At 70.3% G+C, this 18705-nt stretch carries 16 protein-coding genes; 5 read left to right on the top strand and 11 right to left on the bottom strand.

The annotated features are described in order from the left end of the window. Positions 1–3: 3 nt before the first annotated feature. The 4 genes from OV287_RS45180 to OV287_RS45165 form a co-directional block, all read right to left on the bottom strand. The gene (locus OV287_RS45180; protein ID WP_267540256.1) at positions 4–1947 is read right to left on the bottom strand and encodes a serine/threonine protein kinase; all 1944 of its coding nucleotides are present in this window, start codon (positions 1945–1947) and stop codon (positions 4–6) included. Beyond that, complete coding sequence (locus OV287_RS45175; protein WP_267540255.1) at positions 1944–2651, bottom strand: DUF2381 family protein; 708 nt, start codon at positions 2649–2651, stop codon at positions 1944–1946. The genes OV287_RS45180 and OV287_RS45175 overlap by 4 nt, the downstream gene beginning before the upstream one ends. A 96-nt stretch (positions 2652–2747) precedes the next feature. After that, positions 2748–3575 carry a protein disulfide isomerase family protein gene (locus tag OV287_RS45170; protein ID WP_267540254.1) on the bottom strand — a complete coding sequence of 276 codons (828 nt, stop codon included), beginning with the start codon at positions 3573–3575 and terminating at the stop codon, positions 2748–2750. After that, complete coding sequence (locus tag OV287_RS45165) at positions 3572–3745, bottom strand: hypothetical protein (RefSeq protein ID WP_267540253.1); 174 nt, start codon at positions 3743–3745, stop codon at positions 3572–3574. Before OV287_RS45165 ends, OV287_RS45170 begins: the two co-directional genes overlap by 4 nt. A 268-nt stretch (positions 3746–4013) precedes the next feature. On the opposite strand from OV287_RS45165, the gene OV287_RS56285 reads away from it, so the two are divergent. From OV287_RS56285 to OV287_RS45135, 5 genes are all read left to right on the top strand, one after another. Continuing rightward, a complete protein-coding gene (locus OV287_RS56285; protein WP_308809792.1) occupies positions 4014–4820 on the top strand; it encodes a peptidoglycan-binding protein in 807 nt (268 codons plus the stop codon). Positions 4821–4876: 56 nt separating this feature from the next. Continuing rightward, positions 4877–6451 carry an ArnT family glycosyltransferase gene (locus OV287_RS45150; RefSeq protein WP_267540252.1) on the top strand — a complete coding sequence of 525 codons (1575 nt, stop codon included), beginning with the start codon at positions 4877–4879 and terminating at the stop codon, positions 6449–6451. Between the two features lie 247 nt (positions 6452–6698). Then, positions 6699–7802: a glycosyltransferase family 4 protein gene (locus OV287_RS45145; RefSeq protein WP_267542551.1), complete on the top strand. Its 1104-nt coding sequence runs from the start codon at positions 6699–6701 to the stop codon at positions 7800–7802. Positions 7803–7867: 65 nt separating this feature from the next. Next, entirely contained in the window at positions 7868–8965 is a 1098-nt protein-coding gene (locus OV287_RS45140) for a CgeB family protein (protein ID WP_267540251.1), read from the top strand. Between the two features lie 142 nt (positions 8966–9107). After that, complete coding sequence (locus tag OV287_RS45135; RefSeq protein ID WP_267540250.1) at positions 9108–11303, top strand: sensor histidine kinase; 2196 nt, start codon at positions 9108–9110, stop codon at positions 11301–11303. A 20-nt stretch (positions 11304–11323) separates the two neighbouring features. Here OV287_RS45135 and OV287_RS45130 read toward each other — a convergent pair whose 3' ends face one another. The 7 genes from OV287_RS45130 to OV287_RS45100 form a co-directional block, all read right to left on the bottom strand. After that, positions 11324–12700, bottom strand: coding sequence for a hypothetical protein (locus OV287_RS45130; protein WP_267540249.1), 1377 nt, complete (start codon positions 12698–12700; stop codon positions 11324–11326). Next, complete coding sequence (locus tag OV287_RS45125) at positions 12693–13301, bottom strand: sigma-70 family RNA polymerase sigma factor (protein WP_267540248.1); 609 nt, start codon at positions 13299–13301, stop codon at positions 12693–12695. Before OV287_RS45125 ends, OV287_RS45130 begins: the two co-directional genes overlap by 8 nt. 99 nt (positions 13302–13400) lie before the next feature. Then, positions 13401–14675 (bottom strand): hypothetical protein, encoded by a 1275-nt coding sequence (locus OV287_RS45120; protein WP_267540247.1) that lies wholly within the window; start codon positions 14673–14675, stop codon positions 13401–13403. A gap of 99 nt (positions 14676–14774) precedes the next feature. After that, on the bottom strand, positions 14775–15689 hold the full coding sequence (locus OV287_RS45115; protein WP_267540246.1) for a DMT family transporter: 915 nt from the start codon (positions 15687–15689) through the stop codon (positions 14775–14777). A 56-nt stretch (positions 15690–15745) separates the two neighbouring features. After that, positions 15746–17326, bottom strand: a complete 1581-nt coding sequence (locus tag OV287_RS45110; RefSeq protein ID WP_267540245.1) for a caspase family protein — start codon at positions 17324–17326, stop codon at positions 15746–15748. After that, positions 17323–18075 (bottom strand): hypothetical protein, encoded by a 753-nt coding sequence (locus tag OV287_RS45105; RefSeq protein WP_267540244.1) that lies wholly within the window; start codon positions 18073–18075, stop codon positions 17323–17325. Before OV287_RS45105 ends, OV287_RS45110 begins: the two co-directional genes overlap by 4 nt. Then, the gene (locus tag OV287_RS45100; RefSeq protein ID WP_267540243.1) at positions 18072–18578 is read right to left on the bottom strand and encodes an RNA polymerase sigma factor; all 507 of its coding nucleotides are present in this window, start codon (positions 18576–18578) and stop codon (positions 18072–18074) included. The genes OV287_RS45105 and OV287_RS45100 overlap by 4 nt, the downstream gene beginning before the upstream one ends. Positions 18579–18705 lie beyond the last annotated feature (127 nt).

Here is an 18705-nt window from a genome sequence, read left to right as displayed (position 1 = left end):
GGGCTAATCCTCGAAGACGAAGCGTTTGACGGCCACCAGGGGGACCCGGCGCGGCAACCGGGCGTACTCGGGTGGCCCCACCTCGAGCTCATAGGCGCCGTCCGGGTTGGCGAGGTTGAAGCACACGGGCAGCTCCCGTCCATCCGGTAGCTTCGCCTTGTCCCAGCGGCCGAAGATCTGCTTGCGCCCCTCCTCGTTCGTCCCGTTGCCGGTCACCCACAGCCAGCCGTACAGCACCGAGCCCTCCGGCAGGTCACCAAATGAGTTGGCCAGGCTGCTGATGACGGGGCCGTCCTTGTAGTTGTCCCGGCCGCGCGCCCAGGGTTTGGTGACATCGAGCCATGCTTCCCGCCCATCGTAGAGTTCGATGCCCAGGGACTTCATGGCGGCGAGCGCCTCGGGCGGGCAGTCGCCCCGCTGGGGCTTGAGCTGGGCGCCCGCGCAGGCGGTTCCGCCCTGGAGCAGGCACAGCAGCAGGGCTTGCTTCCAGGCCTCGGAGGAGACCCCCTTGGACGGAGCGGTCCGTTGCTCGGGCGTGTTGGCGCTTCCAGGTCCGTTCTTCTTCATCGACGCATCATCCTTCTGTCGCACCGGAGGTGTGGCCGCGGGAGCGACTCCCGCCGGGGAAGGCGGGGCCGCGGTGGGGGCAGTGTCCGGTGCCTTGGTCCCGGGTTCCACTTCCTGGACCGCTGTGGGAGGGTGGCTCCTGACTACCTCGGTGGTGGGGTGCTCCGGTGGGTAAGCGGGGCGCTCCCGGGTTTCCCACCTTCCCGCGTGCGGCGTGAGGATAAGCGCCGCCAAGAGGGCCACCAGCGCGGCCAGTCCCAGGACCAGGGCCTTCCTCCAGCGCCGGGACCACCCCGGTGACGGTGGGGGCGCGGGCGGCGTGGGCTGCTCCGGCACGGGCGGCGGGGGCTGTTCCTGCACGGGCGGCGGGGGAGGCCGGCGGATGGACTGTTTGGACGTGGCCGCTCCTTCTGGCACCTCCGCCGCCGGTGTCTCGTCCCACTCGAAGACGGTGGCTTCCCAGGGCTCGCGCCCTCCGAAGGTGACGGCCGCCAGCAGGGCCGCGTGCGTCTCCTCCCCATCGCGGTAGCGTGCCTCGGGGTGCTTGGCCAGTAGCCGCATGACGGCGTCGCTGAAGGCGCGTGGCACCCGGGGATTGACGTCCACGGGGGCCACCGGCTCCCGGTATGCGACGTCCAGGTACAGCATGAACTTCAACTCCACGGGCGGGAAGGGATAGTGCCCCGTGAGCGCCCGGTACAGGCACACCCCCAGCGCGTACAGCTCGTCCGCCGGGCCGTAGTGGTAGCGCGCCCGGGGATTGTTCTCCCTGGCCAGCCAGAAGCACGCCGCCTCGGGGCTGCGCAGGTGGGCGGTGCCTGGGGGCAGCGGCGTCTCGGTGAGCGTGCCCGCGCCCTCGTAGTCGCCCGAGCCGAAGTCCACCAGCATGGGGCGGGTGTCCGTCTCCCGGATGAGCAGGTGCTCGGGCTTGAGGTCGCGGTGCAGCACGCCCCGCTTGTGCAGCGTGCCCAACGCCAGGGCGGTGTCAGCGCCCACGTACGCCAGGCGGGCGAAGTCGGGGTTGTGCTCCTCCACCCAGAGGTGCAGGGGCAGGCCGGGCACCAGCTCCAGCGCCAGGAAGGTGTGCCCCCGGGTTGGATGGGGCCAGCGGCCGGTGCCCAGGCAGCGCACCACGTTGGGGTGTACCGCCTTGTCCATCAGCAGGGCTGCTTCGCGTCCGGCCCGTACGTCCGAGGGGTTGAGGAACAGCTTGAGGGCACAGAAGGTGCCCGGGTGCTCCACCGATTCCGCACGGTAGACGGCGCCGTAGCCTCCAACCCCCAGCTTCTCCCCGATGCGCCAGCTCGCCACCACCGTGCCGGGCTCGAGCCATGCCACGTTCAGGAGCAGCCCGCTCCTGTCCAATCGCTCTCCGTTCACGGTTTCAGGTCTCCGGCATGCACGGTGCGCCCGCCGTCCTGCTCCCGCAGCTCCAGCCGGAGCGTTCCCGGCTCCACGCGGGGGACGAGCTCCACCTCGATGGCCACGGTGCGCGTCTCCCCTGGGCCGAGCCGTGTCCCCTCCATCCACACCGGGAAGCGGCCCACCACGCCGCCTTGCGCATCTAGCAGCCACGCTTCGCCGGGTGCCCAGGGCCTCGTGGCCGCTGGGGATAGCCTCAGCGCCAGGGTCACCACGGCCAGCGTCCTGGCACGGTAGAGGGTTTTCCTCTCGGCGAAGACCTCGCCCTGCTGGGAGGGCGCGCTGTCTTCCAGCAACCACGTGACGGTGACGCCGCTCCAGTCCAACCGTCCCGAGAGCACCAGCCGGGCGAGCAGTCCCGGCTCGAACCGGGCCCGGGAGTCCTCGGGCCGGGCGCCCCCGGGCTCGGGTGTCACGATGGGCGTGCCCGTCTCGCCGCTCCGCTGTCCTAAGGCCGCCGGATCGAGCGGGGGGATGAAGCGGAAGTGTGGGGCGGAACCGGTGGTGGCGGGCTCCTGATGGGATGGTGCGGAGGTGACTTCTGGAATCGCCTCTTGCGTCGGGTGGGGCTGCGGAGAGGTGACCTGGGGAGGCGGGAGGTCCGGCGGCTCCCCGGACAGGGCGGCAAGGAGGGCGAGGTGACCGCAGAGGGTGGGCAGCATGGGCTGGGACCTTCCTGCCGCCGAACCTGGAAGGTCAAGCCGGATTACGCGGAGCTGTTCGCCTCGAAGGCGGGCGGGAGGCGTGGGACCGCGCCCCTACGTCTCGTTGGGCTCTTCCTCCTCTTCGTCCTCTATCTCGTAACCATTGGACATGGAGAGCGGGTAGAGGGCGCGGTGTTGGATGTTGGGGTGATACACCGCGAGGTAGGGCTCACCGGCGATGGATACCCAGGCCCATCTGGCGGGCTCGGGCAGGGCCTTCAGCCAGGCCTCTGCTTCCTCGAGAGTGGCGAAGGATGCGACGGCGACGGGTGGGTTCCTCTGCTTGAGATCAGCGAGGTGGTATTCGAGGATGCGCGTACGCGGCAGGCGAGTAACTCCTCTTCTCTCGTCATGGATGACGTAGTGATAGGTGTCCGCGATCAGCACGTCGGCGGAATCGGGAGGAATGGGCTGATTCTTCAGCCAGGCTTCTGCTGCTTCCTTCGTATCGAAGGATGCAATGGCATACGGAGGCGCATCCGCCTCGAGATGCTCCAGATACGCACTGAACGCTCCATGCTGTGCGGTCACTGAGATGAAATGGAGCGTGTCCACGATGACTTGGAGCACCTCCTTGTCTCTGGCTGATTCGGCCCCGTCGCGGAGCTTCGTGAGGAAAGCCCTTGTGCTGCTCAATTCTTCCTCGAGACTCGCGAAGTCATTTCGAGACTGTTTGACGGTGCCGGGTGGCGGGCGCGCGCCAGACTCGAGTCCCAGGCGGAACTCCTCGAAGCGATACGGTTGGCCAGTCGCGTAGACGAAGCGGAGCGCATCTCTTGCCAAACCCAGGAGCCGTCTCTGTTCCGGCGATGGATGCTCGACCCATTGTTTCCCAATCGCTTCTTGTGTGTCGTACAGATCGTACGTGCTGGGATATTTCATGGCTTCACCTTCGCGAGCTGGAGACCGGCAGGCTCATCAGAGGACACCATCAGGACGGTAGGTACGAGGACCAGAGCGGTGCCCCCGCTGCCCACGACTGTCGCGACGAAAGCCACTCCCGCGATGACGACCACGGTCCCCACCAGCAGTTCTTGATGGTGCTGCTTCAACCACGCGACTGCCTTGTCAGCAGGGGAGAGCGCGTCGCACTGCAAGAGGCAAGGAGGAGGCCGAGGCTCGCCGCCATGAGCCGCCGAGGGAGTGAGTCCGTTCTCATTCGTGGGGGACTATCTGCGTCGTACAGGGGGCCGTCCAACCGTTTCCTCTTCCGCTCGCTGGTAGAGCGAGTGATGCCCGGCCCGATCCGACTGGAGGGCTGCTCACGAATCCGCCGGTCGCTCTCCATCGTGGTGTGGCGTCTTCACGCAGAGGTTTCCGATGCCCTCCATCGACATCTCGTCTCTTCAATCGTCCACCACGCCTCGGGAACTGCGCCTGGAGTCGCGCGGCCCAGAGGTCGCCGCTCTGCAACGCAAGCTCTTGGAAGCAGGCTTCGACCCTGGCGTGGCCGATGGTGTCTTCGGCCGGAGGACGGAGACCGCTGTGAAGCTCTTCCAGCAGTCCAGGGGCCTGACGGCGGATGGCATTGTCGGGACGCGGACGTGGACCGCGCTCGGCGTCCATGTCGAGGGCGAGCCGCCCGAGGTCCCCATCAGCACGGGACTCAACGAGAAGCAGCTCCGGGAGATCATGCCCAGGCTGTCGGCCGACCGTGCCAGTGAGTGCCTGCCTCATCTCGATGGGGCGATGGTCGAGGCAGACATGCTCACTCCCCAGCGCCAGGCGGCCTTCCTTGCCCAGCTCGCCCATGAGAGCGGGGAGCTGCGTTACTTCGAGGAGCTCGCCTCCGGTGAGGCGTACGAGGGCCGTCAGGACCTGGGCAACACCAAGCTCGGGGACGGCAAGCGCTACAAGGGCCGTGGCCCCATCCAGCTCACGGGCCGCAACAACTACCGGGCCGCTGGCCGGGCGTTGGGTCTCGATCTGGAGGCCAACCCCGAGCGCGCCGCCGACACCGACGTGGGCTTCCGCGTCGCGGCCTGGTTCTGGACCAGCCGGGGCCTCAACGCGCTCGCGGACGTGGGGGACTTCCGCGAAATCACCCGCCGCATCAACGGCGGCTACAACGGGCTCGCTCAGCGCGAGGCCTACTACCGGCGTGCCCTGGAGGTCCTCACCCACTGAGCGAGGGGTTTGCTTGGGGCTCCCTGGCGCCTGCTGTACGCTCCGCGCCCCTCGCGATGAGCTCGACCCCGCAGTCACCGCCGGCCCTGGAGGGCGGCTCCAGGAATTGGCAGTGGTGGTGGGCGCTGGCCGCGATGGCGGTGGGCGCGTGGGTGCTCCGCGTGCTGCCCTTCTTCAACCGGCATGGCGCCTTCGGCTACCCGGTGGATTATGACGAGGGCGTCTACTTCACCGCCTCGGCCCTGCTCTTCCAAGGGCTGCTGCCGTACCGAGACTTCATCTTCGTCCACCCTCCGGGCTCGCTGTTGATGTGGAGCCCGGCGGCCGCGCTGTCCTCTGGCTTGGACGCGGCCACCTGCTTCGTCCTCGCCAGGTGGTTGGCCGCCTGCGTCGGTGCCATCAACGTCTTCCTGGTGGGACGGCTCGCCCTGCGCGCCTGGGGGCCCGTGGCCGGCGTCGTGGCGGCGCTCGTCTACGCCACCTACCCGGAGTTGGTTGGCGTCGAGCGCGGCCCCTTCCTGGAGCCGGTGCTCAACCTCGCGTGCCTGGCCATGGCCAATGTCTGGCTCGATGCTCCCGAGGACGGCCGTGCGTCCCGCCGGTGGCTCTGGGCTGGAGTGCTCTGCGGTCTCGCCATCTCCGTGAAGGTGCCAGGCGGCATCTGGCTCGTCGCCGCGCTGCTGTCCCGTTCGCCTCGCTCCGCGTGGCGCTCTCAGCTCGGACTCGCGCTCGCGGCCGGTGCCACCGTGCTGCTGCTGGTGGGCCCCTTCGTCGCGGCCTCGCCCTCGCGCTTCCTCGAGGACGTGTTGCTCTTCCAGTCCCAGCGCCCCGGAGACGGTGCGGCGAACCGGCTCGACCGGCTGCGCGACATCCTCAACGAGCGGCGGCTGGTGGGCCTGGGGCTCGCGCTCCTGGGGCTGCTGGTGGCCACCGTGCGCTCCTTCCGTGCTTCCGGGCCCTCTCGCCCCGCCGAGCGGCTCTTCGCCCTGGTCTACGTCGTCACCGTGGCCATGTTCCTCGTCTCGCCGAGCTACTGGAACCAGTACAACGCCCACCTCGCCGCCTCGGAGGCGGTGCTGGCGGGGCTCGGCGCCGCGGCGCTTCAGGGCTGGCTCTCATCCCGCGGCTGGCAGTGGGCTCGGGCCGTGCCTGTCCTGCTCGTCGTGGCCGTGCCGCTCGCCCCGGCCAGGCACCTGCGCGAGAGCGCCCGGCATCGCGCGCCAGACCTGCCGGCGCTCGGCAAGTACCTGCGTCAGTCAGTGCCTGCCGACGCGTCCGTCTGCGCCTTCGAGCCAGCCTGGGGACTCACCGGGGGACGGCTGCCTCCGCGCATTCCCGGCGCGCCCCTGGTGGTGGACTCCTATGCGCTGATGCTCCAGGACGCGCTCGACTCGGGCGAGCACTTCGCGAGCACGCAGGCGGCCTTCCTCGCGAGCACGTCCCAGCACGACATCCTCTCGCTGCTGCAGCGCTGCCGCTACGTGGTGCTGGGATGGCGGGGCGCCTGGCAGCTCACCGCAGAGAGCCAGCAGTGGTTCCGGGAGCATTTCGTCCGGCGCTTTCCGGCGGAGGGACTGGGCGGTCCGGACCTCTGGGAGCGGCTCGACGCGGGTGCCCGGACGAGCCCCTGAGTCGCCTCAGGGGGTGACAAGGACGTTTTCATGTCACTGGATCGCCTGTTCGGTTTCGCACGGCGAATGCGTTGACCTGTCTGCATTGGAGGCCCTGATCCGTTCAGCAGCCGCGCCTCGTGGGGGGGCCCCCGTCTGGATTGGGGACTCGGGTGTGTTACCGCCTATAGCCATGCGCGACTTTTCCTCGCTCCCTGTTCCGGTGTCCGCGCGCCCGAGCGCATCCGGAGAGGTGCGTCGCGTGCTGATGACCACCCGCACCACGGGCCACGTGTGGACGTATGCGCTGGAGTTGAGCCGAGCGCTGGGCCGCCGTGGGGTGGAGGTGACGCTGGCCGTGCAGGGGCCGCCGCTCACCGCGGTCCAGTGGGCCCAGGTGCATCGCGTGCCGGGGCTCACCGTCGAGCAGAGCACCTGGAGAGTCGAGGGGCCCGAGGACGCGTGGGAGGACGTGGCGGCCGCGGGGGAGTGGCTGCTGGAGCTGGAGTCTCGTGTCCAGCCAGATGCGGTGCACCTCAACGGCTACTGCCACGGCGCGCTGCCCTGGCGACACAGGCCGCTGGTGGTGGCCCACTCGTGTCCCCTCTCGTGGTGGGAGGCAGTGAAGGGCGAGCCGGCGCTGGCGCGCGACCTGCGCTACCGCTGGGAGGTGACGCGGGGGCTGCGCGCCGCGGGTCATGTGGTGGCACCCACCTCCGAGCTGTTGGCGTCCCTGGTGCGGCACTACGGGCCGCTGCGCTCCTCTGGGGTCATCCCCCATGCGCGCCACCACCAGGACTTCCCACCCGGCCCGGTGCGCGAGCCCATCATCCTCGCCACTGGCCGGCTGTGGGACGAGGCCCGAAACCTGGAGGTGTTGGAGACGGTGGCGCCCCGGCTGGACTGGCCCGTGTTCGTGGCCGGCGAGTCCCAGCATCCCAATGGGGGTGAGGTGCGCGCGCGTTATGTACGCACGCTGGGGTGGCTGTCTCACGCGGAGCTCGCCAGGCACATGGGCCGCGCCTCCATTTATGTGCTGCCCGCGCGTTATGAGCCCTTCGGCATGGCGGCGCTGGAGGCCGCGCTCGCCGGTTGTGCGCTGGTGTTGGGAGACATCCCCTCCCTGCGCGAGGTGTGGGAGGACGCAGCCGTTTTTGTTCCACCGGACGACACGGACATGCTCACGCGTGCACTGCGCCGGCTGGTATCGGAGCCCGTGCTGTGCAGCCGGATGTCCACCCTTGCACGGACACGTGCATTGGAGTTCTCCCCGGAGCGCATGGCGGATGCCTACCTTGCGGTCTACGCCGACCTGGACCGTGCGTCCGGGGTGGTGCCTCCCGTCCAGCCCCAGCTGGCGCGAGCGACCTGACCGGCGACTGTTGGGCGGGCGTCGAGACCGGACTGGGGGACCGGTCGAGTGGGAAAGGATTTCGGATGAGCAGCCACGGACTTCGGATCGCCTTCTTCGGTGCGAGCCTTGTCTCCGCCTGGTGGAACGGGGCCGCCTTGTACTACCGCGGCCTGCTGCGGGCCCTCCATGCGCGTGGTCACCAGATAACGTTCTATGAGCCGGTGCACCCCGAGCGTCAGCGCCATCGCGACCTGCCGGTGGCTCCAGATTGGGCGACGGTGGTGCTGTACGCGGTGGAGGGCACGGATGGGCTCGAGCGGTGTCTGGAGGAGGCCCGGGGCGCGGACGTGGTGGTGAAGGCCAGCAACGTGGGCCCCTTTGACGACTGGCTGAACAGCCGCGTGCTGGAGCTCAAGTCCGGTAGCACCCAGGTGGTTTATTGGGACATGGACGCTCCCGTCACCCTGGAGCGCATGGCCGGCAATCCGGAGGACCCGTTCCGGGCACTCGTGCCGTGCTACGACCGTGTCTTCACGCAGGGCGGGGGGGACCCCGTGGTGCTGGCCTACCGCGACCTGGGCGCTCGGGAGTGTGTTCCCGTTTACAGCGCGGTGGACCCGGACGTGCACCAGCCGGTGAGGGCGGAGCGGCGCTTCGACTGTGACCTGGCGCTCCTGGATGACCGGATGCCGGACCTGGAGCGGCGCGTGGAGTCCTTCTTCCTGCGTGCCGCGGACCTGCTGCCCGACAAGCGTTTCCTGCTGGGCGGCGAGGGCTGGGGAGACCGGCAGCGGCCCGCCAACGTGCGGTACATGGGCTCCGTGCCGCCGAGGGACCACAATGCGCTGCGCTGCTCGGCCCGCTCGGTGCTCGACGTCAGCCGCGATGGCATGGCGCGCTTCGGCTTTTCGCCGGCCCCACGTCTCTTCCAGGCCGCGGGCGCGGGCGCCTGTCTGATAACGGACGCGTGGGAGGGCATCGAGCTCTTCCTGGAGCCGGGGCGCGAGTGTCTGGTGGCGCAGGACGGCCTGGAGGTGGCCGAGGCGGTGCTGTGCCTCACGGACGCGGGCGTGCGCGAGCTGGGACAAGCGGCGCGCCGCCGGGTGTTGGCCGAGCACACGTACGCGCATCGGGCAGTGCAGGTGGAGCAGGCGCTGGGCTACTCGCCCAGGCTGGGGTGAAGCCCTGTCCGCCCGGACGGACGCCGCTCCGCTGGAATGTCCGTAAGTGGCGTGCCCGGGCGAATTCCTCTCTCCCTCCGGGGGTTGCGCCTAGCATGCGCCCCCCTCGGTGGACCCACGTGGCGGGGCGATCCGGAAACCCATGTCCAAGGCACCCAGGAAGACCCCCGAGGGGCGTCGGGGCTCTCGCCCCGGAGACGAGCGGGCGGCCTTGGTGCGTCGGCTCGCCGAGCTGGAGGAACGCGAGGCCCACACCCGTCACATCATTCAGACGGTGGGTGTCTCCATCTGGGAGGAGGACTTCTCGCGGGTGCAGGAGCTGCTGCTCGAGCTGCGGCGCCAGGGGATCCTGGACGTGCGCGCCTGGTGCGCCGCGCACCCGGAGTTCGTGCGCGAGGCGGTGAAGCGGGTGCGCGTGGTGAGCGTCAACGAGGCCTCGCTGCGCATGTTGGGCGCTTCCAGTCAGCAGGAGCTGCTCGGTTCGCTGGAGCGCATCTTCCTGCCAGAATCGCTGGGGGTGTTCGTCGAGCAGCTGGTCGCGCTGTCCGAGGGCCGCCCCTACCTCCAGTCCGAGTCGGTCGTGCAGGCGCTGGATGGCCGGCGCATCGAGGTGCTCTTCTCCTTCGTCTGGGACGCGATGGTGGGGCGGGCGGACCGGGTGATGGTGACGCTCATGGACATTGGCGAGCGCAAGGCCGCCGAGCGCGCCCTCCAGGAGAGCGAGGCGCGCTTCCGCAACATGGCGGACCATGCGCCGGTGATGATGTGGGTGACGGACCCGGGGGGCTCGTGCACCTACCTCAACCGGAAGTGGTACGAGTTCACCGGCCAGACGGAGGAGTCGGGGCTGGGCTTCGGGTGGCTGAGCGCCGTTCATCCCGAGGACGCCGCGTCGTCGAAGGCGGTCTTCGTGGACGCCAACGCACGGCACGCGCCCTTCCGGCTGGAATACCGGCTGCGGCGTGTGGACGGCGAGTACCGCTGGGCCATCGACGCGGCGGCTCCGCGCTTCGGCCCGGGCGGGGAGTTCCTCGGCTACATCGGCTCGGTCATCGACATCACCGAGCGGCGCCAGCGCGAGCAGCTGCAGCGCTTCCTGGCGGAGACGGGCGTCGCGCTGGCGGCCTCGCTGGACTACGCCACGACACTCTCCTCCCTGGCGCGGCTCGCCGTTCCCACGCTGGCGGACTGGTGCATCGTGGACCTGGTGGACGAGGACGGCTCGGTGCGCCGGGTGGAGGTGGTGGTGGCGGATCCAGCGGATGCGCCCCTGGCCGAGGATGCCCGCCACTTCCCGGCCCGGCTGGACGGCAATCCCGCCAACCCTCCGACGAAAGCGCTGCGCGAGGGACGGCCCGTGCTGGTGATGGACCCGGGGACGGATGTCGAGCGACTCCTGCTGCAGGCGCACAACGAGGCGCATGCCCGGGTGATGGCGGCCATCAGCCCCATCTCCCTGCTGGCGGTCCCCCTGGTGGCCCGTGGGCGGACCCTGGGCGTCCTCACCTTCCTCACCACCGCGCGCTCCGGGCGGCGTTATGCCGCGGTGGAGCTCGAGGCCGCGGAGGACCTCGCCCGGCGCGCCGCGCTCTCGGTGGACAACGCGCGGCTCTACCGGGATGCGCAGCGGGCGGTGCGGCTGCGCGACGAGTTCCTCTCCATCGCCAGCCACGAGCTGAAGACGCCTCTGACGCCCCTGGTGCTCAAGCTGCAGGTGCTCACGCGCGAGATTGAGGCACGGTGCGAGCCGGCGCTGACCCAACGCCTGCTCGGGATGTTGGAGGTGAGCCGCCGTCAGGTGAGACGGCTGGCGGAGCTGGTGGATGGTCTGCTGGATGTGTCGCACCTGAGCGCGGGCCGGCTGCGCATCGAGCGCGAGGCGGTGGACCTGACTTCGCTGGTACGGGAGGTGACCGCGCGCTTCCAGCTCCAGGCGGAGCGCAGTGGGAGCCCCTTCCGGTTGGAGTCGGTCGGCGCGGTGGTGGGGCAGTGGGACCGGTTGCGGCTCGAGCAGGTGATTTCCCACCTGCTCTCCAATGCCATCAAGTACGGGGCCGGTCATCCCGTGACCATCCGTGTCCAGGGCACCGAAACGCGGGCTCGGCTGATGGTGAGGGATCAGGGCATCGGCATCGAGCCGGACGTGCTACCCCGCATCTTCCACAAGTTCGAGCGGGGCGTGTCGGAGCGGCACTACGGCGGACTGGGCCTGGGGCTCTACGTGACGCAGCAGGTGCTCCACGCCATGGGGGGCACCATCTCCGCGGAGAGCACTCCCGGCCAGGGAGCCACCTTCACGGTGGAGCTGCCCCTGGTGGAGGCCACCGCCGCGTCTTGAGGCGGGGTGGCCCTTCTCTCCTACTGGCCGGGACAGCTCGCGGAGGAGTCGTGGCGCGAGCCCCAGCCGTCCCTGAGCTGGCGCAGCTCGCGGGCCCGGGTGGCGCCCAGCTTGTCGGCCAGGGCACGCTCGTAGGCGTCTCCCAGGCCCGTGTTGAAGCGCACCAGCCGCTCGGCCGGCGTCAGGCTGGTGGTGTTCGCCGGCGGCGTCGCGAGCCCTGCCCGCTCCTGGGCGACGCGATGGAAGGCTTGCTTGATGGCTAGCTCGGGCGACTTGTCGAGGATCTCCTGCTTGAGCGCATCCGGGGCCAGCACGCGCGCGTTGTCCTCGTCCCCCGTGGCCGCCACGTAGATGGCGCGCAGCTGCTCCAGTGACTGGGCGACAAAGGTCCGGTAGACCTCGGCGATCTCCTCCGCCTCGTCCTCCGTCATGCCCAGCTTCGCCCTGTCCTCAGGACCGGGGAGGGGAGGCTTCTGCCGCAGGCCCGGCTCGTCCCAGCGCAGCCGGCACTCCTTCGCCATCTCCAGCAGCTCCTCGCGGCTGGGGTCGAGCCACTTGACGATCTTCCTCGTACCCTCGGGCAGCTCCTGGGTGGGCCGCACTCCGCCCGGGACGGACCGCTCCAGCTCCTTCACCCGGGCGCGCAGCGTGTTCAGCTCGGCCACGTAGGCCGTCTCCCGGACCCGCCAGGAGGGCTCGGCTCCCGGGGCGGCGTTCGTGGCCGTGGGGGAGCCATCCACGGTGGATGTGGCGAGGACGCGCGGCGCGGCGCCTGTTCTCAGCTCCACGCGCTCGCCGGGGCCTACCTCGCTGGTGCTGGCTTCGGCTGGGCTCGTGACGGCGACGCGGCCTTCGTGGACGGTGAGGAACACGGCGGCAGTGAGCGCCGCGCCCACGGCGGCACCAGTGAGGGACTGCTTGGACGGAAGCATGGGTTGCACCTCGAGGGTGAAGCAGGTGCCCCGGACGGCCACCTGGCCTGCGGGGGTGTCCACCTGGAAGTCGGAGCCGGAGTCCACGCGGTAGAAGACGCGGCCCGCCGGCTGACGCACGCGCACGGCTCCGCGTCGGCCCACGGCCCAGCGCAGCTCCGTGCCCGGCTCGGCCACGGCGAGTGCGGACGAGCCCAGCGAGACGGTCTCCCGCTGCGTGAAGGTGCGCTCGCCCGAGCCGGCCCGTCCGAGGCTCCGGCTCACCCACCAGGCGCTCGGGAGTGCGACGAGCAGCACGGCGGCTGCCGCGGCCAAGGCCATCCTCCGGGAGGGACGCGGGGAGGGTGCGGATGCGGTGGCAGGGAGCCGGGCGAGGACGCGGTCCGCGAGGCCAGGCGGTGGAGGCGGTACCTCGAAGGCGGAGAGGTCCAGCCGCTCGGGGTCGAGCTCGGGGTGGTCAGCCATGGTGGTGCTCCAGGGCGGCGCGCATGGCCGCGCGGGCGCGGGACAGGCGGCTCTTGAGGGTGCCCAGGTCGAGGTCGAGGGCCTCGGCCATCTCCGCGTACTCCAGGCCGTGCATCTCGCGCAGGACGAGCACGGCGCGCTGGTCCGGCGGAAGCTGTCCGAGGGCGTCGCGGATGGCCTGGCCCAGGGCGCGGCGCTCGGCGAGTGCATCGGCGCGGTGGGGACTGGCCACGGGCAGCGAGGCCAGCTCGGCCACGGGGACGACGAGGGAGGGGCGCCGCAGCTCGTTGAGGGCGAGCCGGGTGGCGATGGTGAGAATCCAGGTGGAGAGCTTCGCGGCGCCCTGGGGATTGAAGCCGGGCAGGGCGCGGTAGACGCGCAGGAAGGTCTCCTGGGTGCAGTCCTCCACCTGTCCCTCCCGGCCGCTGGGGGCGAGCAGCCGGTACAGCAGGGCGTGGACGGCCTCCTGGTGGTGGAGGACGAGGGCGCGGAAGGCCTCGGCATCCCCGGTGCGGGCGCGCTCCACCAGGGCGGGCGCGAGCTCGCCGGGTGCCGTCCGAGGTGTGGGGCCACGTGGGCCGAGGGCTGCCAGGATTGCCATGTCGACTGTTTCCACCCGCGAGGGCCGGAAAGGTTCCCGGGGCCGCTCATTTTTCCCCAGGGAGCCCCCTGACGCACGGCTCCGGCGCCCCGTCTCAGGCTACGGCGCGAAGGAGAACGCCTGCTCGCGCACCAGCGCCACCGTCACCCACGCGTCGATGTCCTCCGGATCGGCGCGGGCCTCCACCCGGGCGATGGCCTCGCCCTCCGCGCCCGTGGTGTCGAAGGTGTGCGAGCGCGCGCTCCCCTCGACCTGGATGCTCTCGCCCGCGGTGCTGGAGGAGTAGCCCACGTAGTAGGAGGTGGCGCCAGCCGAGGCCGTCCACTTCAACTCCAGGGGCTCACTCGCGCTCACCTGCTCGTCCGAGGTGGGCGTGGTGAGGTCGAAGCCACCGGGCACCTGGAAGGTGCGGCCCATGGCCTGGTCTCCCGTGCTCGTGCTCACCACCAGCTCGAAGCGGCCACCAGCCGTCAGCAGCGCCGTGTTCTCCTCCTCGAGGACATAGGCCTCACGTGCCACGTCGTAGGGGAGGATGCGGCCCGCGAGCTTCACCGTCGCGTCCGCGAGCGGCGTGTTGTCGGAGGCGACCGTCAGCTCGATCACCGCCTTCTTGCCCTCGAGCGCCACCCGGCCCTGCATGGAGAGCTGGCTCGGCTCGAAGACATCGCCCCCGTCCAGGCCGCACACCTCGGTGAACAGGAAGGTGAGCCAGCCGGCCTCGCAGACGAAGCCGTCGAAGATGGGGCCGCCCTGGGTGAGGGAGAGCGGCAGGCGGGTGTTCAGTGGCACCACCGCACCAGCCTCGCTGTTCACCGCCTGGATGAGGTTGAAGCCGGGCTTCAGGCCCGTGTTCGCGGGCTGCTCCGTGGTGACGTAGACGAGCGCGAAGGTGGAGCGCTCGTCAGGACCCAGGAGCGACGAGCCGATGACCCGGTCCGCCGGAGTGCCCGTCGTGGCAATGGTGTCGAGCTTCGCGTTGCCGTTGCCGTCCTGGTACGCCAGGAGGATGCCGAAGGCGCCCTTGCCATGGAGGCCATTGCCGAGTGGCGCGAGTGCTTCCGCCGGCGGCGGGCGGTAGATGTGGAAGCGGTAGTTGGCCGGGAAGCTGCCTTGGTAGATGACGTCCTCGGTGACCACCTCCTGGGGGCCATCCTGCGTGCCGCCCGTGTCCTCCGAGGCCATCCACTGCGGGTACCACACCAGCGCCAGCCGCACCTGTCCCTCGATGCGAGCGTCCGGCGTGGGGTTCATCTGTCCCTCGAGCGTGACGAGGGGCTGGCCCTCGTGGTCGGGGCCCACCACCCCGCCGCAGCCAGCGAGGGTGAAGAGCAGGGAGAGCAGGAGGAATGGAAGGCTGAGAAGTTGCCGAAGCATGTGTCCCCTCCGGGGAAGTCAGGAGAGCGGCCCGTGATGAGCGCTCTTGGAAGGGAGACCGGACTGACGCCGGAAAATGGGAACTGCCTTTTTCGAGGCTCAGCTCAGCAGCCGTCGGAACCAGGCTTCGCCACTCACCAGGGTAATCCCCAACAGCACCAGCACCGCGCCCCCGACGAAGTTCAAGGACAAGGGCTCGTGGAGGATGAGCACCCCGAGGGTCACGCCGAACAGCGGGGTCATGAAGGAGAACACCGCCAGGTTCGAGGCCAGGTAGCGGCGCAACAGCCAGAACCAGACGAGGTAGCTGATGAAGGACACCACCACTCCCTGGAACAGCACGCTGCCCACGGCCAGCGGGGTGAGCTCGACGCGATAGACCTGTCCGTTGGCGATGGCGAGCAGCAGCAGCAGCACGAAGGCGGTCGCGAGCTGGTAGAACAAGGTCAGACTCGCGGGGGCCTCCGACAGCTTCGAGACCCGAATCACCACGGTGGTAGCGCCCCAGGCCAGGCCGGCCAGGAGCCCCAGGGCATCGCCCAGGAGCATCCGGGAATCCATCTCGGCCAGGGAGACGCTACCTCCAAACGCCACCGCGATGCCGATGAAGCACAGGCCGATTCCCAGCCATTGCATGCGGCGCAGGCGCTCGCTGGGCAACAGCAGGTGCAACCCCAGGGCGGAGAAGATGGGCGAGGTGTAGAGAAACACCGCGATATGCCCGGCGGTGGTCCGCTCCAGCCCCAAGGCGATCAGCAGGAACTCCAGGGCGAACAGCACTCCGGACAACAGGCCCGCGGGCAAGGTGCCCTGACGCAGCCCCTCCCAGCCTCCGCGCCAGCACATCAGCAGGCCGACCAGCAGCGCGGCGATGCCCGAGCGCGCCGAGGCCTGCATGATGGGCGCGATGTCCGCTGCGGCCAGTTTGATCGCCACCTGCTGCAGACCCCAGAGTCCGCAGAGGACGATCATCAGTTGAAAGCAAAAGGCATCGGCACCACGCCGCTCGCTCATGTCTCGACTCCAGCGGCCAGGAAGGTCCCGCGGGCGGCTCTACTAACCGAGGACGATCAGAAGCGCCAGCCCGCTCCCGCGGAGACGAGCCCTGCTGGGAGCAGGGCAGGCTGTTCCTTGCTCGGCAGGTAACGAAGGAGCAGCTGGCCCTGGAGGAGCGCGAAGGCTTGACCGGGCAGCGGCACCTCCACGCCCGCGATCGGGCCCAGTCCCACGCCGAGCGTCCGGTGAGGCGGCAGCGGCGGGACGTCGAAGGTGTCTTCGATCTCCTCTTCTCGCTCGCGGCGCAGTTGCTGCTCCATTCCGGTGAGCTCGACTCCGAGCCCCACGTACGGCACCAGCGTCCACTCCAGCCAGCGGTAGCCGGCGGCCACTCCAGCGCCGAGCGAGCGCTCGCGAATCTCGAGCCCCACGCCCGGGTAGCCCGTCTGGCTGAAGCTGACGGTGCCCAGCGCCCACCAAGGGCCCCAGCTATGGCGATAGCCGAGACTGCCAGCGAGACGTGCCCCCGTGCCGAGCACCGGTGCGCTCTCCATCCGGACCAGCCCCAGCAGCGCCGAGCCGCGCAGCTCCACGTGGCCACCCTTGAGGGCCACCTCGGTGTAGCGGCGCCATGTCAGCTCCTCCTCGCGTACCTGTCGCTCGCCTCCATAGGGCAGCTCCAACTCGAGCAGGCCGGTGCTCGCGCCCGCGCGCTTACGCAGGAGATATCGGCCCGGGGGCACCGCGAGACGCAACGGGCGTCCGGCTGTCTTCTCCACCTCGGCCACCACGTCCGGCCGGGGCTGGCTCGCCACCACGTAGCGGCCGGCGAGCGCCGCGGGGAAGACGAGCGCGCTGCGGGCAGCCCGTGGCTCGGTGAGGATGAGCTCTCCGGTGCCCGCCAGCTCCCACGAATAGGCTGGGTGCTGGCCCGCGCCAGCAGCGCCCGCCACCGTGCGCCGGTAGGCATAGGCGTACGCCTCGGCGAGCGACACCCGCCCGTCATCCTCCACGTCCGCGTCCCCGCGCAGGCCCGTGAGCAGGTGGTGGGTGAAGAGCGAGCCCTTGAGCGAGTCCCACTCCTCGGAACTCTCCCCCGGGCCGCTGGAGGAGATGACCACCTGGCCGTGCAGGGGAATCTGCTCGAGTGACACCGCGAACTCCGGGCCGGCACGGCCGCCCTTGCGCCGCGCCAGGGTGCCGCTCTCGCACGCGTCCACCAGGAGTACGCTGAGCCGAGCGCCGGCCTGGCGCGCACTGTCTCGCAGCTCGGCGAGGGGCAGGTGGGTGCCGCCCAGGTGCAGCACGCCGCCCTTCGCATGGGCCGACACGTACACGATGAGCACCGCATCATCCCCCGCAGCGCGCAGCTCGGCGATGCGGCCCGTCACCTCGGCCAGCCGCTGGCGCACCACGGAGGCGGGTTGATCCACCACCAGATAGGAGCGATCGGCGCGCACCTCGCCCAGCTCGACGAAGAGCTGCCGCACGCGCCCGGCGTCATCGTCCGCGAAGCTGAGCACCGCGTCGTCGGGGTCGCCCACGTTGGCGCCGATGGACACGAGCAGGCGGACGGTGGCCGCCGCGGCCCGAGGAGGGCAGAGGAGCAGCAGGAGGGCGGCGAGGAGGAGCCAGAGCGGGCGGGGCGGAGTCATGGGCGCTTCTGGAGGCGGAGCGTACTCACCTGGCAGTCGGAGCAGGAGAGGGTGAGCTCGGGGCGTCCCGCCTGGGAGCGCAGGGCCTCGAGCAGGGGGGCGGCCTCGAGCGGACGGGGAGAGAAGACGGCGACGAGCCACTCCGGGCCGGGCGCGTCGTCGAGCACCACACTCCCGGGGAGGAAGTCGCGCTGTCCGGCCGGCAGGGGCGCGGAGGTGGCCGAGCCGTGGGGGTGGAAGACGCTCGCGGTGCCCCGTCCGTCCAGCTCGAGCACGAGCAGGTGTCCGGCCTCTATATCCTCATAGGAGAAGCGCAGCGCGTCTCCCGGCTGTACCTGTGCGTCGGGGCCGAGCAGCTCCGGGGGGCCGCCCGCGCGCGAGACCACCACGCGGAATGCCCCGCCCTTGAGGTGCACGCCATTCTCCTGTCCCAGCTTCGGCACGAGCACGAGCAGGGCCAGCAGCGGCACGCAGGCGCTGAACACGGGCAGCAGCCAGCGGGGGGCGGTCCGCGGCCGGGAGGTGGCACGTCGCTCGAGTTGGCGCAGGAAGAGCTCAGGGGACCTTGCGCGGACGAAGGCCTCGCGAGCGGTGGTGAGCGCTTCGAGCTGGCCGTGGCAGTCGGGGCAGTCCTGCACGTGGGTGCGCGTGGCCTCGGGTGCGGCTTCACCGGCGCTCATCGCCTCGAGCATGGCGGCCGGAGGACAGTGCGGCCCGCGAGGGGAGGGGGGCAGGGGAGTGGGGCTCATCGTGTCTCCTCGAGGCTGGCGCGCGACTGCCAGAGCTGACGGATGCGTTGCTCGAACTGCTGGAGCTTCTTGCCGATGGTGCGGCGCGAGTAGCCGGTCTGCTCGGCAACCTCCTCCTGGGTGTAGCCGTCCAGGAAGTGCAGCACGCCGATGGTGCGTGTCTTGCCGTCGAGCTGGCGCAGCGCCAGGCCGAGCATCGCCCGGCGGTCCGCGTCCTCGGGGGACCCTTCGCCGCGCTGCTCCAGGGCCGCCAGTTGCGACTCCTCGGCGGGTGGCTCGCGGCCGCCGCGCTCCATCAAGTCGAAGCAGCAGCGCTGGGCGATGGTGTAGAGCCAGGCCAGGGTGGCTCCACCATCGCGGGGCGCGCCGTAGCGCTTCACCCTCAGGAAGGTCTCCTGGAGCGCGTCCTCCGCGTCCTCGGGGCGGCGCAGCAGCTGCTGGCAGCGCCGGTGTACGAGGAAACCGTATTGCGCGTACAGCTGGGCCAGCCCGGCGTCATCCATGTCGGGGCCCTCGGGATGCTCGGCGCTGGGGGTCTGTCGGGCTCAGGGCGCTCTCCTCACGGAAAAGAGACCGGCCAGGGGACGGAAAATGGGAACTGGGAAATGCGATCGTGCTTCCGGGGTACCC

Origin of the sequence: Archangium lansingense (genome assembly GCF_026626635.1) — a bacterium.
GTDB classification, from domain to species: Bacteria; Myxococcota; Myxococcia; order Myxococcales; family Myxococcaceae; genus Archangium; species Archangium lansingense.
Note: the sequence above shows the minus strand (reverse complement) of the source record. Positions and strands in the feature narration are given on the sequence as shown.